Raw genomic sequence first — 18,771 nt, 5'->3', positions numbered from 1 at the left:
ATGAATATGTCAGCAACTCATGTAGAAGATTTGAAAAACGTCATGGAAGACTGGAAAAATGAATTATTAGTATATAAATTTGCATTAGATGAAATGGATACAAAGTTTTCAATTATCAGCCAGGAATATAATTTAATCCATGGACACAATCCAATAGAGCATACAAAATCACGAATCAAATCCTTTGAAAGCATTGTAAATAAATTAGCAAGAAAAGGATGCGACATCACAACACAATGTGCCAAGGAGTATATCCATGATATCGCAGGTGTCCGTATCATCTGCTCCTTTATTCAAGATATCTATAATATTATGGATGTATTGAGGCAAAGAGAGGATCTAAAAATCCTTGAAGTGAAGGATTACATTCAACATCCAAAACCAAATGGCTACAGAAGTCTTCATTTAATTGTGGAAATCCCTGTGTACTTAACGAATCGTGTGGAGCATGTGAAGGTTGAGATTCAGGTGCGGACCATAGCGATGGATTTTTGGGCGAGCCTTGAACATAAAATCTATTATAAACTGCAAAACGATGTCCCTCATCAGCTGACCGATGAATTGAAGGAAGCGGCAGATATCGCCCATTACTTAGATGAAAAAATGCAAAATATTAAACGAGAAATTGATTAGCGCATAGAAAAGAGCAGCTGTTATATTCACAGCTGCTCTTTTTCATTTTTAAGGATTGGTGCCGCGGTCTCTCTTTTGAATGATATCTTGAGATTGTGCAGATTGGCTGTCTTTTTGGATAGAAGCGCCAATGGAAACACCTGTTATCAAGAGTGTCAAAATCGCAGTTGTGATAAACCATTTTTTCATCATACATCACTCCATATTCTTAACAAGTTGTTAAGGACAACGCCTTGTTCCAGAAATAAGTGGATTCTTCATGAAGTCCAAGATCCGTTAAGTAAGCAGCTGCATCTTGACAGATGGCTTCAAGATCGACAAGGAAATTCATAGATTCTAATTGATCACAATAAGATTTGATTTGCTCCATCATGTTGTCTGGCTGAAGCATAAGTGTTTCTAAAATGGATAATTTAAGTGAAATGTTTCGTTGTTTTAAATTTTCTGCTTTTTGTAGTGAAAGCTGTACATAATAGTGGAACAAACCAGGCTTTTTCAGCTTGAATAGTGCTTTTGTATAGGCATACATGGCAAGTAAGTAGCCGCCTGGAGAAGACGTTTCAAATGTCTCGATCAATAAAGCTTTTTCTAGGAGCGGCACAGCTTCACTGTATTCATTTCTAAGACTTTTAATAAAAGCTGCATTGCAATACGCGTGACCAAGTAAATCTGGGTCTTCCATTTGTTCTAGTGAATGAATCACTTCTTCAAATAATGACTCTGCCTCATCATATTTCGATTGATCAGCATAATTCAAAGCGAGCATCATTTGACAGCTGATTGATTTTTTCACATAACATGGATCTGCGTCATAAATAGATGAAGCCATCTTTAAGTGGTGTATGGAGAGAAGCGTGGACCTTATATTATAGTAAAGACACCCTGTTTTATAATGAAATTCTGCTTTTTCAATGTCATCGTGCACGAGATCTAATTTATCCTCGGCCAATTTTAAAAGGTGAAATGCCGTATCCTGATTGCCTCTGCGCATTTCATACATCCCTTTAAAGAAATAGAAATAGTAACTGAGCATGTCATCTGTACGGATCGCATTTTCATCAACAAAAAGACTATGATCCAACGAAGCTGTATCTTCGATGAGATCCTTAAAACGGTACTCTAGCAATTGATAGTAAAGTAAGACGTCTTGATTCTCTTCCATTCGATCAAACGCTTGAAGAATCTCTTCTTTTAGCTGGATCGCACCTTGTATTTCTCTTTTTTTCATCATGACATACCAGTCATTTAACATATTCGCTACATCAACGGACGACAAAACACCTGTTTCGGCCAATTTATATCCTCCTTTCTTCATCTATCCATCTAGTTCGATTTCCATTCATCTGAATTCACTTTCCATATTCAGTATCTTCTTATATTTTAAGCGCTCTCTTGCAATTTGTAAAACATGTTTTTTGATGTAAATTCAACCAGTTGTGAAAGAAATAGGGATCATCCATCTTTTTGTATGCGGTTACATATTTTTAGGTAAAAAGAGGGTTTTGGAAAAAATATATTACGATATCAATAGAGAGAAGAAGGTAATTCAAGAGTCTGTTTTCGTATGTTAGAAAAAACGGAGATTTTCAAGGTGATGTCTCGTTTTTTCGTAAGATTATCTCACATCATGATTGTGAATCACTCTTCTTTTAGAATAAAATGAGTTATTCGCAAAAAAGTAAAATTTAAAGAGACTATTGATCTAGTATTGTATGGATCTTTGGTATTGATAAAAAATATCACACGCTATAGATTTAGCGTGGTATAGTATTATTGGTATTGCGAATATTTAGACAAAACTGGCAATAGGGGGACGTGTTTTATGAAAAAATCGATGTTACTGATCATGGGACTCATTGTTGTGCTCGTCATGGCAGCCTGTGGATCAAAATCGGACAGCGGTTCGGGAGAAGGCAAAGGCACATATAAAATAGGGATAGATACAACATATCCGCCGTTTGAATTTGAAAAGGGCGGTAAATATGAAGGAATAGACGTTGATCTGATTAACGCAATCGCGAAAGACCAAGACTTCAAAGTGAAACTTGAAGCTATGGACTTCTCAGGCATTATTCCAGCAATGCAGGCAGGCCAGCTTGATGTAGGAATGGGCGGGATGAGTATTACAGATGAACGTAAGAAGAAGGTAGATTTCTCAGATCCATACTTCGACGCTGGACTGACAGTTGTTGTGAAAAAGGACAGCAGCATCAAATCAATTGATGATTTAAAGGGGAAAAAGCTAGCTGTTAAAAATGGGACGACAGGTGCAAAATTTGCATCAGATAACGCAGATAAATATGGGTATGAAGTGGTTCAATTTAATGACAGCCCATCGATGTTCCAGGAAGTTTCAAACGGAAATGCAGATGCCTTAATTGAGGATTATCCTGTCATTACGTATGCAATCGCACAACAAGATTTAAAATTGAAAACAGTTGGAGACCGCTTGAATGGAGACCAGTATGGTATCTCTGTGATGAAGGGGAAAAACCAAGACCTATTGAAAAAGATCAATAAAGGTCTAGAGAACCTAAAGAAAAACGGTGAATATGACAAAATTATTGATAAATATTTGAAGTCATAACACAAGCGAGGCGCGCTCCGAGCGCGCTTTCTTTATGATGTGCCGTATGTGAATTAGGGAGGGAGAAACATGGACACGATTATTAATGCATTTCCATATTTAATGGATGGTTTGCAAACCACTTTATATATCTTTGTTGTTGCCATCATTTTAGGATTTATCATCGGTTTGATTGTGGCATTATTCCGTCTGTCACCTTTTAAAATCTTAAACTTCATCGCACTTGTCTTTGTCAATGCCATTCGAGGCACACCATTTATCGTTCAGCTATTCTTCATTTACTTTGGTTTGAATACACTTGAATTCATATCGCTTGATCGAGTGCCGGCAGGGATTATTACAGTAGCGATTAATGCAGGGGCTTATTTCTCAGAAATTATTCGTGCAGGAATTCAGTCCATTGATAAAGGACAAACAGAAGCTGCACGTTCCTTAGGTTTTACAGGTGGACAAAACATGCGCTTTATCGTCCTTCCGCAAGCATTCCGCCGCATGCTTCCAGCGATTACAAACCAAGCCATCATCAGCTTGAAGGACACGTCTCTCTTATCGATTATCGGAATCGCCGATATTATGCAGCGGGGACAAGTACAAGCATCGGCAACTTTTGATCCTTTGAATGTCTGGCTCATTGTCGGTATCATTTATTTCGTGATCATTTATTTACTTTCTCTACTGGCTAGCTACGCAGAAAGGAGGTTTGATATCAAATGAGTATGATTACGGTGAAAAATTTAAAGAAATCCTTTGGCGATCACGAAGTGTTAAAGGACATTAATGCAGTCATCGAGGAAAAGGAAGTAGTGTGTGTGATTGGTCCTTCTGGATCAGGCAAAAGCACGTTTCTAAGATGTCTCAATAAATTAGAAGATATTACGGCTGGCGAAGTCGTTGTCCACGGACATACGATTACAGATCCAAAGGTGAATATCAATAAAGTACGACAAGAAGTGGGGATGGTGTTTCAGCACTTTAATTTATTTCCTCATAAAACCGTTTTAGAAAACATCACGATCGCACCGATGAAGGTAAAAGGCGCCGACAAGAAGGCGGCAGTCGATAAAGCAATAGACCTGCTTGAAAAGGTCGGCTTAAAAGACAAAGCCAAAAGCTACCCTAACCAATTATCTGGTGGACAAAAACAGCGTGTCGCCATTGCAAGAGCCTTGGCAATGGACCCGAAAGTGTTATTATTCGATGAACCGACCTCTGCTCTTGACCCTGAAGTCGTCGGGGATGTATTAGCAGTTATGAAACAATTAGCCGTCGAAGGCATGACAATGATTGTGGTCACACATGAAATGGGCTTTGCGAGAGAGGTAGGAGACCGCGTGATCTTTATGGATGGCGGATATATTGTCGAAGAAGACAAACCGGAGGCTCTCTTTGGAAACCCGCAGCATGAGCGGACAAAATCATTTCTTAGTAAGGTGTTATAAAAAAAGAGTAAGGGCATATGGATGGATGCTCTTACTCTTTTTCTTTTATGGAGCCTAAGAAATATCGTAGTTTATATGATGATAAAGGTAACCGGTCCCATTTCCTAGGAAATATTAGCGCTGGAAGAATTCGATCCATTCTTGGTCTGGGCCTCTGAAAAAGAAGTAGCAGTATCCATTTGGTAACGTCGTAATTTCTTCATCAATTAATTCAATATGCAGCTTTTGAATACGATTGAATTCAGCATGAATATTGTCTGTTGTAAAGGCAAGATGGTGAACCTTTCCTTCGGATGGCAGGTCGCTGCTGTACCCTTGGATGAGCTCAATTTCCGTTTCTGTCTCATCTTTAAAGCCGAGAAATGCAAGTTCAATGACTCCGTTTGTATGAGTGATGCGATCCTTTAATTTCATGCCCACGACCTTTTCATAAAAATCAATGGACTGATCAATATTTGTGACCATAATACCTGTATGATCTAATCGTAATGTCGTCAAAAAAAGAGCCTCCTCTATGGTGTGTTGATATTTTTCTCCTCATCTTATCATAATAGAAGTAACGTATACATTCATATGATAGGATAGAGAGAGTCAATTTAGGATAAGGATGACACAAATGAAAAAAATCTCATTAAAACAAACATTTGCAGAACAAGTGAAAAAGGGATATCCGCTCATTTCCAAAGATGCTGTATCTCATGTAAGCGGTGTGAAAGAAGGCGAGCTGATTGAATGGGTGGATGAGCGAGGCGCCTTTTTAGGAAAAGGATATTATGGTGTACAAAATAAAGGAATCGGCTGGGTACTCACATTTGATGCCAACGAAAAAATAGACCAAGCCTTTTTTGTCTCCAAGCTTGAGCAGGCAGCGAAAAGCAGAACGCATTTATTTCGTGATGCGCAGACGACTGCTTTCCGTGTGTTCAACGGAGAGGGAGATGGCATTGGCGGCTTCACGATTGATCATTATGACGGTTTCTATCTCATCCAATGGTATAGCGAAGGAGTTTATACATTCAAGGCGGAAGTATTGGCTGCACTTGAGCACGTATATCCAGACTATAAAGGCATTTATGAAAAGAAACGATTTGATACGTCTGGACAGTATATAGAAGATGATGATTTTGTGAAGGGAGAGAAAGGTGAATTTCCTCTCATCGTGAAAGAAAATGGCATGAACGTAGCGGTTTACTTAAATGATGGTGCGATGACAGGCATTTTTCTTGATCAACGTCATGTGAGAAAAGCGATTCGAGATCGTTATGCAAAAGGAAAGACCGTGCTTAATACATTTTCTTACACAGGCGCATTCTCAGTGGCAGCAGCGCTTGGCGGAGCGAGCCGGACGACAAGTGTAGATGTCGCAAACCGCAGTTTGAAAAAAACAGCTGAACAGTTTGAAATCAACGATATAGATGTGGACGGGCAGGATATGAAAGTCATGGACGTCTTTAAATATTTTCCGTTTGCAGCGAAAAAAGGATGGACTTATGATCTTGTCATCTTAGACCCGCCATCCTTTGCACGCACGAAAAAGCACACATTCAGTGCGGCGAAGGATTATAAGAAGCTATTAAAAGAAGCCATCCAAATCACAGCTGAGAACGGCGTCATTGTGGCATCAACGAATAGCAGTGCATTTGGTATGAAGAAATTCAAAGGATTTATTGCGCAGGCCTTTAAAGAAACAGGGCAAACCTATCGTATCCTTGAAGAATATACACTTCCTGAGGATTTCCGTACAACGAAGAATTATCCTGAAGGAAATTATTTAAAGGTTGTCTTTATACAAGCATAAGAAAAAGCCATTTTCCGATAAAGGAAATGGCTTTTTTATAAGGCAAACGACATGAGGAGAGGCGCTGCACATAATGTAATAATAGCTGAAAGAATCATCGACACACTTGAGATCGTCCCTGAGACGGAGCTCATTTCAAATGCCTTCGATGTTCCTGCCCCGTGTGCACCTGTTCCAAGCAGGACGCCCATGGCAATGTCATTATCAATACGGAAATAACGAATGACCATTGGACCGATGATTGACCCAAACAGTGCGGTTAAAATGACGAATACAGCCGTAACGGACGGCATGCCGCCAATCATTTCTGACACACTCATCGCCACTGGTGTTGTGACCGACCTTGGGACAAGACTTTCAATAAGTCCTGTATCCAAATGAAACAACTTGGCGATAAATGCTGTTGATAGGATCGCAATGACAGAACCGCAAGCCACATTCAAAATAATTTCCACTGCATGCTTCTTCAGAATGTGAAAATACTTATATAAAGGAATGGCAAAAGCAACAGTCGCAGGCTGAAGCATATTCGTGAGCCATTTACCGCCTTGATTGTATGCATCGTAAGGAATGTTGACGATTAACAGCAAGACGACAAGGACAAGCGGCGTTACAAGTAATGGGGAGACATAGACCTTCGGATGCCGTTTATACACCGCTTTTGATCCGAGATATAAAAGAACCGTTAAGATCAGAAATAGTGCGCCAACTAACATAGCTTTTTTCGCTCCTTTCTTTTTGCAATCATTTGCGTCATGATACCAGTCGAGAGCATGACGACAAAGGTACTAAGTAAGACGACAAGTACAATACTTGTGCCAGATTGAGAAAGCAATGTTCCATAATCAATGACACCAACTGCTGACGGGATAAAGAATAGCAGCAGTTCTCCAAGCAGCCATACGGCGCCAAGTTCAATCCATTTTAATTGAATAATTTTAAAATGAAGTAATAAGAAAATGACCAGAATGCCTAAAATCGTGCCCGGAATTCTTAAATGCAAAAAGGCCGCGAGCACATTCATCAATTTCGCAAAAACAAACAAAGCCATAATCTGAAGGACAGCAATCAGCGGCGTTTTGAGCAATCTCACTTTCTGTTCACTCCTTTTTCTATATAAATTGTTCACTGTTTCACAAAAACATGACAACGTTCCAATTGATTAGCTTACTTTAAAGTGTACAGCACGTTCAGTTATAGGTAAAATACATATATCGAATAGTTAGTATTCCTTTTGTCTATAGGAAGGGTGAGTCATGTGGACATTAGACATTTAACATATTTCTTAGAAGTGGCGAGGTTAAAAAGCTTCACAAAAGCATCACAATCTCTTTATGTGTCGCAGCCTACCATTTCCAAGATGGTCAAAAATCTCGAGGATGAGCTGGGGGTGCAGTTGTTTTATCGAAATGGCCGGCAGGTTGAAATGACAGATGCTGGACAAACGATGTATACACAGGCGAGTGAAATCACACAATCATTTCAGAATTTAACGAGCGAGCTAAATGATTTAATGAATGTCAAAAAAGGACATATTCGCATCGGGCTGCCGCCGATGATTGGATCGAGTTTTTTCCCGAATGTCATGGGAGAATTCCGCCAGCAGTATCCAGATGTCACATTTCAATTGGTGGAGCACGGCTCTATTAAAGTAGAGGAAGGGGTCGAAGATGGTTCGTTAGATATTGGTGTCATTGTTCTGCCTGCAAATGATAAAATTTTTCATACGTACACCATTATTAAAGAAGACATGAAGCTCGTGACGCATCCATCACATCCGATGGCAGGTCGTGATAAGGTCTATTTAGCTGATTTAAAGGAAGAGTCTTTTATTTTCTTTCGAGAAGATTTTGTTCTGCATAGCCGGATATTGAATGAATGTATGAATGCGGGCTTCCGGCCCAATGTCATTTATGAAACGTCTCAATGGGATTTCATTAGTGAGATGGTAGCCGAGAACTTGGGAATTGGTCTTCTGCCTGAGCGGATCTGCCGTGATCTTGATCCTGAAAAGGTGAAAGTCATTTCCTTAAACACGTCGATCCCGTGGCATTTAGGAGTCATTTGGCGAAAGGATCGCTATTTGTCGTTTGCGGCAAGAGAATGGTTAAAGCATACTAAATCCTATGTGTGGGGAGCAGAGTAAAAGGGAGGACGATACGGATGAAAACAAGCTGTGTGTCTCATTTATTGGAGAGGGTTCGAGCGGAAAATCCACTCGTTCATAATATCACCAATCAAGTCGTGACGAATTTTACAGCGAATGGTCTGCTTGCTTTAGGCGCTTCGCCAGTCATGGCAAATGCCAAAGAAGAAGTGGCTGAAATGGCGCAGTTGGCGGATGCACTTGTGCTCAATATCGGCACATTGACAAAGGACACGGTGGAAGCCATGGTTCTGGCTGGACAAGCTGCCAATGAAAATGGTGTACCTGTTCTATTAGATCCTGTCGGCGTCGGTGCGACAACGTTTCGAACGAAAGCGGCAAAACAGCTGTTAGAGCAAGTGAACATGACCGTTGTCAGAGGAAATGCTGCAGAAATGGCTCATTTACTTGGAGTGGATGGCTGGGAGTCAAAAGGCGTTGATGCGAAAGCAGCGAACGGAGATGTATCGGCACTAGCCAAACAAGCGGCAAGGACACTTCAGACTGTTGTGGTGATCACAGGAAAAGTCGATGTGGTGTCAGATGGAGAGGACGTGTTGTCTATTCATAATGGACATGAATGGCTCACCAAGGTGACGGGAACCGGCTGTTTACTGACGTCTGTCATCGGGGCATTTTGTGCAGTGGGTGAACGGCCTATTCATGCGTCAGCAGCTGCATTACTGTTTTATGGTGTCGCAGCTGAAAGGGCAGCTCATTACACTCAGGATAAAGGGCCAGGGACGTTTCAAATGGAATTGTTAAATGCACTCACACACACAACTGGCGATGATGTGGTGACTATGGGGAGAATAGGGGGAATTTCACATGACAAAGGCTGATCAACAGCAAATCAAACAGCAATTATCGGTTTATTTTATTATGGGAACAGCGAATACAAGCAGGCAGCCGCTTGATGTCGTAAAGGAAGCCATTCAAGGCGGGTTCACCATGTTCCAATTCCGTGAAAAGGGTGATGGAGCTTTGCAAGGAGAAGAGAAGAAACAATTGGCTCGTCAACTTCAAGTGCTTTGTCAAGAAGCAAATGTTCCTTTTATTGTGAATGATGATGTACAGCTAGCGATGGATCTTGATGCAGACGGCGTTCATGTTGGACAGGAAGACACAAATGCAGAAGACGTCAGACAAAAAATCGGGAATAAAATATTAGGTGTGTCTACGCATAACCTTGATGAAGTGAAACAAGCCATGAAGGACGGCGCAGATTATGTCGGCATGGGCCCAGTTTATCCAACAGAAACGAAAAAGGATACACGCAGTGTCCAAGGTGTGTCTTTGATCACTGAAGTACGTCGTCATGGTCTCCCTATTCCGATTGTGGGCATCGGGGGTATCACATACGACAATGCTGCACCAGTCATCCAAGCAGGGGCAGATGGTATTAGCATCATTAGCGCCATTAGCCAGAGCACTGATCCAAAAAAAGCAGCAGAAGAATTGAAAGCACTTGTTGCATCAGAAAAAGCATCTCTTTAACCTGTAGGAGACATGGATTGACTCAATTCATGTCTTTTCTGATTTCAGGGAAAATAGACAGGTGAGAAACAATTGTGTACAATTAAATTGTTCGATTATTTTCGAAATGACAGGTAAATAAAGGAGAATGAACAATGGAAGTGCTCGATACGTATTTTCGCCGCTACGATGAAGCAGGAAAAGGACAGGAGCAACTGAATGAATTGCTGGCATTGTTTTCTGACGATGTGATGATTGTCTTAAATGGTGCCGAGAAGCCTGGCATCCAAGCGTTTACACAGTTTTTAAACACATTTTTCCACGTGCATGAAGACATCAAGCATATGTGGGATGGATGGAAAAAAAGAGAAGACGGAAAATATGAAACGAACTGGGCCGTTTGCGGGAAACTTTCGGATGGCCGTGTCTATACAGCTGAAGGAATTGACATTGCAGAACTGGACGACAAAGGAAAGATCGTTTATTTAGAAAACGTACCGAAAAATCCAGAGTTATTTCAGCGCTATTAAAAAGCCGGCAGAGCAGCCGGCTTTTCCTTATGAATCAGTATCCATATGCATGCCTGTATGTGCCTTTACTTGAATTTCCGTAAAGGTATCTTCATCTGCTTTTTCAGAGGAGAATATCGTGCCTAAGTAAGCGGCAAGGAATCCGAGTGGGATCGAGATAATTCCAGGGTTCGACAGCGGGATGAGCGGATCTCCTGTAAAGATGGCTGCTCCCGATGGGTCCCAGACGCTTGGACTGAGCGAGACGATGATCAGTGCGCTCAGCAGTCCTACTAAGCTCCCTGCAATGGCACCCGTAGAATTAAATCGTTTCCAAAAGACAGTGAAGATAATCAATGGTAAATTTGCACTTGCTGCCACGGCGAAGGCAAGTGACACAAGAAAAGCGACGTTTAAGGATTGGGCAAATAAAGCAAGAATGATGGAAAGAATGGCCACGCCGATGGAAGCAAAGCGTGCCGCCTTCACCTGTTCCCGTTCACTCGCTTTCCCTTTGCGGATGATCTGACTATAAAAGTCATGCGCAAAGGCAGACGCGGCGGATAAGACGAGACCAGTTACCACTGCCAAAATGGTCGCAAAGGCAATAGCGGAAACAAAGGCAAATAACAAATCTCCTCCAAGGGCTTGGGCGAGCAGAGGAGCGGCCATATTTCCTGCTGCATCTGCTGCTGTGATCGCTTCTGTTCCAACAAAGGCAGCAGCACCGAAGCCAAGGAAAACCGTCATTAAATAAAAAATACCGATGATCCACGTAGCGGATAGAACAGATTTACGCGCAGAAATGGCATCCTTTACCGTATAAAACCGAATCAAAATGTGCGGCAAACCTGCTGTCCCAAGCACTAAAGCAAGGTTCAAAGACAGGGTCTCTAAAGGCACATCATATTTATTTCCCGGGTGAAGAAATGCCCCACCAAGCGGGGTCGCTGTTTTCATCTCCTCAAACATCTTCAGCAGACTAAAATCAAACTTTGCAAATACAAGCAGTGAAATAATCAGGGTCCCAAGCATGAGAAGCACAGCCTTTGTGATCTGTACCCAGCTGGTAGCGATCATGCCGCCAAACACTACATAAATGGTCATCAAGACACCTACGACCAGCACAGCAATCCAGTAATCAATGCCAAGAAGCAGTTTGATTAATGCACCTGCCCCAACAAGCTGTGCAATCATATAAAAAGTAGAGACTGTGATTGTGTTAAACGCGGCAACCCCTCGAATGGCAGGACGCTTAAATCGTGCAGCAATCATATCGGCCATCGTATATTTCCCTAGATTTCGAAGCGGTTCGGCCACAACGTAAAGAACGACAAGATACGCCACTAGAAAGCCAATGCTATAGAAAAATCCGTCAAATCCATTTAACGCGATCATTCCAGCGATCCCTAAAAATGATGCGGCAGACATATAGTCCCCGGCGATGGCAAGGCCGTTCTGAAACCCAGTCAAACCTCCGCCTGCCGTGTAAAAATCGCTCGCATTGCTCGTTTTTTTCGCAGCAAAATATGTGATGACCAATGTGAGCCCTACGATCGCTATGAATAAAATAAAAGCGGTCATGCTCATTCGTCATCACCTCTTGATTCAGTTTTTAAAGCGCTTACATATTTGTCAAACTGTGCTGCTTTTCTCGCATAAAGTCCACATAATACCCAAGTCATGACAAATTGTGTGAGGGCGAATAACCAAGCCCATGAGATCGCGCCAATTGCCGGCGTGTTCAAAAAGGTGAAGTAGGATGTAGCAACCGGAAGTGAAAAGTAAAAGAGAAAAAAGAAAATCGTCATCGGTACGATAAATCTGCGTTTTTCCTCGAGAAGTTTTCGAAAATCCTCTGAAGCGGCAACCTTCTTATAATGAACTTTTTTGTCTGCCATTGTTTCCTCCTTTGTACGAATTAGGGACAAGGTACTCCAATGCATATGAGACGATCTGGTTGTTTATGACAGTATATCATAAAAAAGGCACCCGAAAAGGGTGCTTTCTACCGATAATTCGCAAGAAATGTTTGTCTCGCTTTTTCATATGTTTCTGCATCAAAATGATCTCCGCATTTGTGGATACACCAAGGCTCTTCTTGCCTCGCAATTCCAACCTCATAGCCCTGCTGGACGAATTCAAAGGACTGCGAAACATCATAAAAATGAAAGCCATCAAAGAGATCCTCACGCCACTTCACATCATACTGCGTCGCCATGAAAAGACCATCAATCGCCGAAGCGTTGATATAATCTTGTGTTTCCGCCTGTTGTTGACGACCTCTTTCAAACGAAAGCAGCTGATAGGTGTCGTGACGATATTCAATGACTTTCCCCCTGCAATGAGAACTCTCCCACCAAATCCCATTGTCAGGCACGCTTTCTGCACCTATGACCCCAACCATCCCAAGTGATGGATGCTGTAAAAAAAGCGGGATCAACTCAAGCAGCATATGCTGTTTGACAATCAAGGTATCTTGATGAAGATAAATTTTAAACTGAGCTGGATGGGTGATCGCTTCATTATAAGCAGAGGTCATACTGGATGCATGTCTAATCGGCAAAACCTCTACATGATATCCATGGGGAGCAGGAAGTGAAGCGAGCTGCCGAAAGCAAGCCTGAAACATCGATTCATCATTTACACATAAAACAAACAGGATGGTGGGGTTACTCATGAAACTGAACCGCCTCAACCACATACTGATAGGCGGTAGCGGCCTCGTGAAAATCTGAACGAATGCCATGCTTCATGAGTAATTCATGTAAATCACTCATCACGCTTGCATAGGAAGGATGCTTTACGCGAATGGTTTCGAGTTCGCGAATACGAAAGCCTGCTGAATGAAAGAGTGCATGAATTTCGTGAAGGGTGAAGAAACGTAAATGTGTTTGATCCATTAATCCTGCATCTGTATAAGTGAATCTGCCGGCTAGTAATTCTAAAACTGTTGATATGTGACCGATATTCGGAATGGATGACAGGATGACTCCTTCTTTTTTAAGGAAGGGTTTGACCTTCTTTAAAACGGCCCACGGATCCAATAAATGTTCAAGGACATCTCCGAAAATGATGCAGTCAAAGTGTTCATGTTCGTAAGGGAGAGTCATCTGTTCAATATTTCCGCATAGAACATGATCTAGCTCTTGCTCAGCCTCTTTTGCTGCATCCTCAAACGATTCAATTCCATAAATGGTCCGGCCCTTTTGTTTCAGGACTTTTCCAAGTTTGCCTGTGCCGCATCCGATATCCAATAAAGACGTCCATTCCTCACGAATACGGCTGACAATGACCGGGTTCACGCCATGATAATACTGATCCTTTTTTTGGTGATAATAGGAAAGGGAATCTGAACTCACGCTCTACCCACCTTTCTGCTTTCTCATTGTTTTCATGCTTAATATATGGGTGGGGAGCTTGGTTTTATAACGTGAGAATGACAATTTTCATGAATAGCGGCTATAAAGGGATCATATAAAGAACGGGAAACGGACTGTCCTCCTAATATAGAAAGACAGAACCCCATGAGTGGAAGGGATTGGTATGAAGGGGTGTTCAATTACTGTAGCGTATCGTCATGAAAGGATTTTCAAAAGGTCAATTGACAAGTCAGAACTTTTAGCCAAAGCAGTCTGAAAGACAAAGGATAACGGCGTTGATTTACGGTTTGTTTATCATCTTCTGATCACCGTTGGATGTTAAAAAAGCTTGTATTTCTTCGATGCCTAGTCCAATTTTTTTCGCTTCCTGAATCAAATAAACCCACTCTTCGTCAACTCTTCTTTTCACTTGCGTATCCATAATATCCTCCAGTTCAATAAGACATATTCATCTGCAACCAATGACTTGAACAAACCGTCTAGTAACTGTACGTGTGGATGAAAACAGCGCAAAATAGATTTTGTCGAAAAATGATGACATTTAACCTATTTTGTAAAATCTATCACCTACCACGTTCCTAATAAAATGACTAAAAAACCCATAAATATTGATTTCTTACTTCTAATAATAAACAATTGTAAAGTCAGTTAAAAGATTATAAATTAAAATAATGAAAAAGACCTAAATCATTTGGCTTATATAAACCAATTAGGTTGACATTTGCCATCAAGTAGAACAAATTTCATCTGTGCAGGACGTACATATTGTTCGTTTGGGAAGTTCTTCTCAAGATGGTATTCTAAAAGAAACAGAAACCACCAAGAAGGAATGAAGAAAGACATGTATAGCCTTTTTCAAAAGTATCAAGAAGTTGTCATGTATCTTGTGATGGGTGTGTGTACAACCATTGTCAACATAGTCAGCTTCTACTTATTCGTTGAGATGTTTTCCATGGATTATAAAACAGCTACAGTTGTTTCATGGGTATTTGCTGTTCTCTTTGCTTATATCACCAATAAGAAGTATGTCTTCAAGCAAAAGGCTCGTGATACGAAAAGCCTTATGCGTGAGCTTTCTTCATTTTTTAGTGTTCGTCTCATGTCTCTAGGTGTAGATCTGGGGCTGATGATTTTATTTGTGAGCCAAATGGCGCTCAATGAAACTGTCGCAAAAATTCTTGTCAACTTTGTGATTGTGGTCGTGAATTATGTCGCCAGTAAATGGTTCGTCTTCAAGAAAACAAAAGAAGATGCGATTTAACACATGAAAAAAGATAGGTGATGTGAAATGAGCAGCAGGCCAGACGAATTATATGATGTCATATATCAGCAAACAGAAAAGCAGCATGAACAAGTGCTGAGGCTAGTCAAAGAAATGACCGCACATCCAGAAGCGTTTTCGGAACAAGAAAAGGAAAAGATCAACCGAATGGACATTGCGCTTCAAACGGCAACGGACATTTTAGAAAACTTAATGACACCTGACACGCAAATGACCATTGTTTTAAGACAAGGGAGAATTCATGTTGACCTGACGAAAGCGTAAAAGAAGCAGCCAATTGAGAAAGCGGCTGCTTTTTATTATGCATCGCTTGTTTCCCGCAGTTGCTTTGGAGACATGCCGATTTTCTTTCGAAAGACTTTATTCAAGTAATTCGCATTTCGGTAGCCGCACTGTATGGCGATTTCTTCAATCGAGTATTTTGTTGTTTTCAGTAACGTTTCCGCCTTTTCTAACCGGATATTGGTTAGATAGTGAATAGGTGTGAAGCCAGTGGCCTTTTTGAATTCCCTCGTAAAATGACTTTTGGATAAACGTGCCGCAGCTGCCATATCGTCCGGGCCAATTTCCTCGTGAAAATGATGGCTGGCAAACAAGGCAGCTTGAACGATGGGCTCGGGCCATTTCTCCATTTGTCCCTCAAGCTTTGGCAAATATGAATATAGTTCCATGACAAATTGATAAGCAAGGCTAGACCCCTCAAATGGATTGGTAATCCGTCTTTCACTGGCTTCATCATAAATGTTCTTGAGCAGGCGGATCGGTCTGGAATTTGGATGAAAACGCATGACCTGCTTTCCTTGGTCAATAAATTGGTCAAAGCAAAGATCGCAGGCTTCCCCGTAAAGCGTTAAATAAAGGAATTCCCAATGCTCACTGTCCTCTGGAAAATAATATTGATAGGCACTTGGGCTTTTCACGAGAAAGGCCTGACCCGGCAACACTTTGAAACGTTTCTCTCCGATTTCAATCATGCCATGTCCAGACAGTGTGAGCTGAAAGATGCACTTGCCTTGATCTTTCCGCTCCACGCCATTCCAGCTATATAACGAAGATGATTGTACTTCCCAGCCAACAGACCATATTTGCGCCGGCAATGTCACATCAGAATGGTGAAAACGAAATGCAAATGCTTCCTTCTTCAAATTGGAAATCCTCCTTCGCAGCAAAAAACAACCTTTTTCTATTTAGAATCATGTTACACCTCATATCACATCGTACCATTCACAGCAAAAAAAGGGTATTTTTTAACGGTTTTTTTACCATTGAACTGATGCTGCTGGGACAACTAAAATAAAAGTATCAGAAGAGAAAAGGGGAATGGATATGATCGAGACGTTACGCGCGGCATTTCACCAGCAATTTGGAGATGGAGAAGAACTTCGCTATTTTTTTGCCCCAGGAAGAGTGAACTTGATTGGTGAACATACAGATTACAATGGAGGCCATGTGTTTCCATGCGCACTTACTCTCGGAACGTATGCTGCTTGTGCGAAGCGTTCAGATGGCCGCGTGAGAATGTATTCCTTGAACTTTGATAGCGATGGTGTGAAAGAATTCAACCTTTATGAAATCGCTTACGTGGAATCGGACGGCTGGGCGAATTATCCGAAGGGTGTGTTCAATCAGTTTATAGAAGCAGGGATGAAGATAGAAGAAGGCTTTGACATTGTGTACAGCGGCAATATTCCAAATGGCGCAGGTCTGTCTTCCTCTGCCTCCATTGAGCTTGTCACCGCTGTTCTCATCAACGAATGGCATTCATTCAGCGTTTCAAATGCCCGTCTTGCCCTCCTCTCACAGCGTGCAGAAAATGAATTTATTGGCGTCAATTGCGGGATCATGGATCAGTTTTCGATTTCCCTTGGAAAAGAAGATCACGCCATTTTGCTCAATTGTGACACCCTTGCCTTTGAATACAGTCCTTTTCGGCAAGAGGGACTGGCGCTTGTCATCGCCAATACAAACAAAAAGCGGACACTGGCTGATTCCAAATACAATGAGCGCCGGGCAGAGTGTCAATTAGCTTTAAATGATCTTCGGAAAAAAATCGACATCACCCACTTATGTGAGCTCACTGCGGATGAATTTGCAGCACATGCCCACTTGATTGAAGATGACATATGCCGCAAACGGGCAAGACATGTCGTGACGGAAAACGAGCGGACGATGAAAGCAGTAAATTTTCTGAAAGATGATAAAATGGAAGAACTAGGTGGGCTCATGAAGGCTTCTCATCTTTCTTTAAAGAATGATTATGAAGTAACAGGACTTGAACTAGATGCACTGGCTGAAGCAGCTTGGGGGCACCCGGGGACGATTGGCTCCCGTATGACAGGTGCAGGCTTTGGCGGATGCACGATCAGCATTGTGAAAGAAGAGCTGCTGAGTTCATTTATAGAAGAAACTGGTGCGATATATCAAGAGAAAACAGGCATTCAAGCCTCTTTTTACACAGCTGGAATTGGAGGCGGCGCAAGAGAACTCACAAAGGGGGAAGGTTGATGACATTTTTAGTTTGTGGAGGAGCAGGGTACATAGGCAGTCATGCGGTGGCGGCTCTTCTAGCGAAAGGCGAACGAGTAGTGGTAGTGGATAATTTGCAGACAGGCCACAAAGAAGCTGTTTTGGAAGGAGCTGTCTTAGAAGAGGGAGATTTACGGGATCACGTCTTTTTAAGACAGGTTTTCAAAACGCATCAAATAGAAGCGGTCATGCACTTTGCGGCAGATTCACTTGTCGGGGAGAGTGTGACAGACCCGCTTAAGTACTATGACAACAACGTCGGCGGAGCAACCGCTTTACTACAAATAATGAATGAATTTGATGTGAAACACATCGTCTTTTCTTCAACTGCTGCTGCATACGGTGAACCGAAGCGCGTGCCGATTGTTGAAACGGATGAAACGAACCCAACGAATCCTTATGGAGAAACAAAATTAGCGATTGAAAAAATGCTGAAGTGGTCTGAGCAAGCGTATGGAATAGAATACGTGGTGCTTCGGTACTTTAATGTAGCTGGTGCCCATACAGAAGGACTTGTCGGAGAGGATCATCAGCCTGAGACACATCTCATTCCAATTATTCTGCAAGTTGCTTTAGGAAAACGGGATCAGATCATGATTTATGGTGATGATTATGAGACAGAGGACGGCACGTGTATTAGAGATTACATTCATGTGATGGACTTAGTAGAGGCACACATCTTAGCCGTTGATCGGCTGCGTGCTGGAAAAGGCAGTGCTATCTACAACTTAGGGAATGGAACTGGTTTCTCCGTGAAGCAGGTCGTAGAAGCTGTCAGAAAAGTCACGGGGCATGCCATCCCGGCACAAGTGGCAAAAAGACGCGCGGGAGATCCAGCAAAGCTGATTGCTTCTTCTGAAAAAGCGCTGCAAGAATTGGGATGGACACCTCAATATGCTGACCTTCACACGATCATTCAGAGCGCGTGGGATTGGTTTCAGAAGCATCCAGATGGCTACCGAAGTGAATAAAGCGTAACAGGCAGGCAAGAG

24 protein-coding genes are annotated in these 18,771 nt (G+C 41.9%); 13 read left to right on the top strand and 11 right to left on the bottom strand.

Going from position 1 to position 18,771, the window contains the following annotated elements:
* Nucleotides 1–633, top strand: a complete 633-nt coding sequence (ywaC, locus tag C6Y01_RS13385) for a GTP pyrophosphokinase YwaC (protein WP_003215004.1) — start codon at nt 1–3, stop codon at nt 631–633.
* 48 nt (nt 634–681) lie between these two features.
* Here ywaC and C6Y01_RS18975 read toward each other — a convergent pair whose 3' ends face one another.
* Together C6Y01_RS18975 and C6Y01_RS13380 are read right to left on the bottom strand one after the other, a co-directional pair.
* A complete protein-coding gene (locus C6Y01_RS18975; RefSeq protein ID WP_162839379.1) occupies nt 682–822 on the bottom strand; it encodes a hypothetical protein in 141 nt (46 codons plus the stop codon).
* Between the two features lie 19 nt (nt 823–841).
* A complete protein-coding gene (locus C6Y01_RS13380; protein ID WP_106038310.1) occupies nt 842–1,927 on the bottom strand; it encodes a Rap family tetratricopeptide repeat protein in 1,086 nt (361 codons plus the stop codon).
* Nucleotides 1,928–2,455: 528 nt separating this feature from the next.
* On the opposite strand from C6Y01_RS13380, the gene C6Y01_RS13370 reads away from it, so the two are divergent.
* The 3 genes from C6Y01_RS13370 to C6Y01_RS13360 all read left to right on the top strand — a co-directional run bounded on the left by C6Y01_RS13370 (nt 2,456) and on the right by C6Y01_RS13360 (nt 4,659).
* Nucleotides 2,456–3,220 (top strand): transporter substrate-binding domain-containing protein, encoded by a 765-nt coding sequence (locus C6Y01_RS13370; protein WP_034660424.1) that lies wholly within the window; start codon nt 2,456–2,458, stop codon nt 3,218–3,220.
* A 69-nt stretch (nt 3,221–3,289) separates the two neighbouring features.
* The gene (locus C6Y01_RS13365) at nt 3,290–3,934 is read left to right on the top strand and encodes an amino acid ABC transporter permease (protein ID WP_003215015.1); all 645 of its coding nucleotides are present in this window, start codon (nt 3,290–3,292) and stop codon (nt 3,932–3,934) included.
* Nucleotides 3,931–4,659 carry an amino acid ABC transporter ATP-binding protein gene (locus tag C6Y01_RS13360; RefSeq protein WP_106038309.1) on the top strand — a complete coding sequence of 243 codons (729 nt, stop codon included), beginning with the start codon at nt 3,931–3,933 and terminating at the stop codon, nt 4,657–4,659. Before C6Y01_RS13365 ends, C6Y01_RS13360 begins: the two co-directional genes overlap by 4 nt.
* Nucleotides 4,660–4,773: 114 nt before the next feature.
* Here C6Y01_RS13360 and glxA read toward each other — a convergent pair whose 3' ends face one another.
* The gene (gene glxA / locus C6Y01_RS13355) at nt 4,774–5,157 is read right to left on the bottom strand and encodes a glyoxalase GlxA (protein WP_106038308.1); all 384 of its coding nucleotides are present in this window, start codon (nt 5,155–5,157) and stop codon (nt 4,774–4,776) included.
* 118 nt (nt 5,158–5,275) lie between these two features.
* Here glxA and C6Y01_RS13350 point away from each other — a divergent pair, with 118 nt between their 5' ends.
* A complete protein-coding gene (locus C6Y01_RS13350; RefSeq protein ID WP_034660420.1) occupies nt 5,276–6,457 on the top strand; it encodes a class I SAM-dependent rRNA methyltransferase in 1,182 nt (393 codons plus the stop codon).
* Between the two features lie 35 nt (nt 6,458–6,492).
* Here C6Y01_RS13350 and C6Y01_RS13345 read toward each other — a convergent pair whose 3' ends face one another.
* Nucleotides 6,493–7,173: a CidB/LrgB family autolysis modulator gene (locus C6Y01_RS13345; RefSeq protein ID WP_034660418.1), complete on the bottom strand. Its 681-nt coding sequence runs from the start codon at nt 7,171–7,173 to the stop codon at nt 6,493–6,495.
* On the bottom strand, nt 7,167–7,550 hold the full coding sequence (locus tag C6Y01_RS13340) for a CidA/LrgA family holin-like protein (RefSeq protein ID WP_080869561.1): 384 nt from the start codon (nt 7,548–7,550) through the stop codon (nt 7,167–7,169). The genes C6Y01_RS13345 and C6Y01_RS13340 overlap by 7 nt, the downstream gene beginning before the upstream one ends.
* A 165-nt stretch (nt 7,551–7,715) precedes the next feature.
* Between C6Y01_RS13340 and cidR the strand changes: the two genes are divergently transcribed.
* The 4 genes from cidR to C6Y01_RS13320 all read left to right on the top strand — a co-directional run bounded on the left by cidR (nt 7,716) and on the right by C6Y01_RS13320 (nt 10,609).
* Entirely contained in the window at nt 7,716–8,603 is an 888-nt protein-coding gene (gene cidR, locus C6Y01_RS13335; protein ID WP_106038307.1) for a cidABC operon transcriptional activator CidR, read from the top strand.
* A gap of 17 nt (nt 8,604–8,620) precedes the next feature.
* The gene (gene thiM / locus C6Y01_RS13330) at nt 8,621–9,445 is read left to right on the top strand and encodes a hydroxyethylthiazole kinase (RefSeq protein ID WP_034660417.1); all 825 of its coding nucleotides are present in this window, start codon (nt 8,621–8,623) and stop codon (nt 9,443–9,445) included.
* Nucleotides 9,432–10,100, top strand: coding sequence for a thiamine phosphate synthase (thiE, locus tag C6Y01_RS13325; protein WP_106038306.1), 669 nt, complete (start codon nt 9,432–9,434; stop codon nt 10,098–10,100). The genes thiM and thiE overlap by 14 nt, the downstream gene beginning before the upstream one ends.
* A 134-nt stretch (nt 10,101–10,234) precedes the next feature.
* A complete protein-coding gene (locus tag C6Y01_RS13320) occupies nt 10,235–10,609 on the top strand; it encodes a nuclear transport factor 2 family protein (protein ID WP_066031559.1) in 375 nt (124 codons plus the stop codon).
* A 27-nt stretch (nt 10,610–10,636) separates the two neighbouring features.
* On the opposite strand, the gene C6Y01_RS13315 is transcribed toward C6Y01_RS13320, so the two are convergent.
* The 5 genes from C6Y01_RS13315 to C6Y01_RS13295 form a co-directional block, all read right to left on the bottom strand.
* Entirely contained in the window at nt 10,637–12,178 is a 1,542-nt protein-coding gene (locus C6Y01_RS13315; RefSeq protein ID WP_034660414.1) for a solute symporter family protein, read from the bottom strand.
* A complete protein-coding gene (locus tag C6Y01_RS13310; protein WP_034660734.1) occupies nt 12,175–12,489 on the bottom strand; it encodes a DUF485 domain-containing protein in 315 nt (104 codons plus the stop codon). The genes C6Y01_RS13315 and C6Y01_RS13310 overlap by 4 nt, the downstream gene beginning before the upstream one ends.
* 107 nt (nt 12,490–12,596) lie before the next feature.
* Complete coding sequence (locus C6Y01_RS13305) at nt 12,597–13,268, bottom strand: glycosyltransferase family protein (RefSeq protein ID WP_034660733.1); 672 nt, start codon at nt 13,266–13,268, stop codon at nt 12,597–12,599.
* The gene (locus tag C6Y01_RS13300; protein ID WP_034660413.1) at nt 13,261–13,950 is read right to left on the bottom strand and encodes a class I SAM-dependent methyltransferase; all 690 of its coding nucleotides are present in this window, start codon (nt 13,948–13,950) and stop codon (nt 13,261–13,263) included. The genes C6Y01_RS13305 and C6Y01_RS13300 overlap by 8 nt, the downstream gene beginning before the upstream one ends.
* A gap of 301 nt (nt 13,951–14,251) precedes the next feature.
* Nucleotides 14,252–14,392, bottom strand: coding sequence for an anti-repressor SinI family protein (locus tag C6Y01_RS13295; RefSeq protein WP_008345506.1), 141 nt, complete (start codon nt 14,390–14,392; stop codon nt 14,252–14,254).
* Nucleotides 14,393–14,848: 456 nt separating this feature from the next.
* Between C6Y01_RS13295 and C6Y01_RS13290 the strand changes: the two genes are divergently transcribed.
* Nucleotides 14,849–15,232, top strand: coding sequence for a GtrA family protein (locus C6Y01_RS13290; protein ID WP_012011676.1), 384 nt, complete (start codon nt 14,849–14,851; stop codon nt 15,230–15,232).
* A 27-nt stretch (nt 15,233–15,259) separates the two neighbouring features.
* Nucleotides 15,260–15,517, top strand: a complete 258-nt coding sequence (locus tag C6Y01_RS13285; protein WP_003215318.1) for a hypothetical protein — start codon at nt 15,260–15,262, stop codon at nt 15,515–15,517.
* A gap of 35 nt (nt 15,518–15,552) precedes the next feature.
* Here C6Y01_RS13285 and C6Y01_RS13280 read toward each other — a convergent pair whose 3' ends face one another.
* Nucleotides 15,553–16,398 carry an AraC family transcriptional regulator gene (locus C6Y01_RS13280; protein ID WP_034660412.1) on the bottom strand — a complete coding sequence of 282 codons (846 nt, stop codon included), beginning with the start codon at nt 16,396–16,398 and terminating at the stop codon, nt 15,553–15,555.
* A 181-nt stretch (nt 16,399–16,579) separates the two neighbouring features.
* Between C6Y01_RS13280 and C6Y01_RS13275 the strand changes: the two genes are divergently transcribed.
* A complete protein-coding gene (locus tag C6Y01_RS13275; RefSeq protein ID WP_411266057.1) occupies nt 16,580–17,758 on the top strand; it encodes a galactokinase in 1,179 nt (392 codons plus the stop codon).
* Nucleotides 17,758–18,750: a UDP-glucose 4-epimerase GalE gene (gene galE, locus C6Y01_RS13270; RefSeq protein ID WP_106038304.1), complete on the top strand. Its 993-nt coding sequence runs from the start codon at nt 17,758–17,760 to the stop codon at nt 18,748–18,750. Before C6Y01_RS13275 ends, galE begins: the two co-directional genes overlap by 1 nt.
* The last annotated feature ends 21 nt before the right edge of the window (nt 18,751–18,771 follow it).

It is taken from the genome of Bacillus sp. NMCC46, assembly GCF_002998465.1.
GTDB lineage: Bacteria > Bacillota > Bacilli > Bacillales > Bacillaceae > Bacillus.
The sequence above is the reverse complement of the archived record's forward strand: the minus strand, read 5'-3'. Positions and strand labels throughout refer to the sequence as shown.

Excerpts from the sequence above, each read along its gene's own strand:
- C6Y01_RS13370 (WP_034660424.1), top strand. The coding sequence starts at position 2,456 with ATGAAAAAATCGATGTTACTGATCATGGGACTCATTGTTGTGCTCGTC.
- C6Y01_RS13350 (WP_034660420.1), top strand. The coding sequence starts at position 5,276 with ATGAAAAAAATCTCATTAAAACAAACATTTGCAGAACAAGTGAAAAAG.
- C6Y01_RS13290 (WP_012011676.1), top strand. The coding sequence starts at position 14,849 with ATGTATCTTGTGATGGGTGTGTGTACAACCATTGTCAACATAGTCAGC.
- galE (WP_106038304.1), top strand. The coding sequence starts at position 17,758 with ATGACATTTTTAGTTTGTGGAGGAGCAGGGTACATAGGCAGTCATGCG.
- C6Y01_RS13315 (WP_034660414.1), bottom strand. The coding sequence starts at position 12,178 with ATGAGCATGACCGCTTTTATTTTATTCATAGCGATCGTAGGGCTCACA.
- thiE (WP_106038306.1), top strand. The coding sequence starts at position 9,432 with ATGACAAAGGCTGATCAACAGCAAATCAAACAGCAATTATCGGTTTAT.
- C6Y01_RS13365 (WP_003215015.1), top strand. The coding sequence starts at position 3,290 with ATGGACACGATTATTAATGCATTTCCATATTTAATGGATGGTTTGCAA.
- C6Y01_RS13310 (WP_034660734.1), bottom strand. The coding sequence starts at position 12,489 with ATGGCAGACAAAAAAGTTCATTATAAGAAGGTTGCCGCTTCAGAGGAT.
- C6Y01_RS13295 (WP_008345506.1), bottom strand. The coding sequence starts at position 14,392 with ATGGATACGCAAGTGAAAAGAAGAGTTGACGAAGAGTGGGTTTATTTG.
- C6Y01_RS13275 (WP_411266057.1), top strand. The coding sequence starts at position 16,580 with ATGATCGAGACGTTACGCGCGGCATTTCACCAGCAATTTGGAGATGGA.
- C6Y01_RS13345 (WP_034660418.1), bottom strand. The coding sequence starts at position 7,173 with ATGTTAGTTGGCGCACTATTTCTGATCTTAACGGTTCTTTTATATCTC.
- C6Y01_RS18975 (WP_162839379.1), bottom strand. The coding sequence starts at position 822 with ATGAAAAAATGGTTTATCACAACTGCGATTTTGACACTCTTGATAACA.
- C6Y01_RS13285 (WP_003215318.1), top strand. The coding sequence starts at position 15,260 with ATGAGCAGCAGGCCAGACGAATTATATGATGTCATATATCAGCAAACA.
- ywaC (WP_003215004.1), top strand. The coding sequence starts at position 1 with ATGAATATGTCAGCAACTCATGTAGAAGATTTGAAAAACGTCATGGAA.
- C6Y01_RS13320 (WP_066031559.1), top strand. The coding sequence starts at position 10,235 with ATGGAAGTGCTCGATACGTATTTTCGCCGCTACGATGAAGCAGGAAAA.
- thiM (WP_034660417.1), top strand. The coding sequence starts at position 8,621 with ATGAAAACAAGCTGTGTGTCTCATTTATTGGAGAGGGTTCGAGCGGAA.
- C6Y01_RS13360 (WP_106038309.1), top strand. The coding sequence starts at position 3,931 with ATGAGTATGATTACGGTGAAAAATTTAAAGAAATCCTTTGGCGATCAC.
- C6Y01_RS13305 (WP_034660733.1), bottom strand. The coding sequence starts at position 13,268 with ATGAGTAACCCCACCATCCTGTTTGTTTTATGTGTAAATGATGAATCG.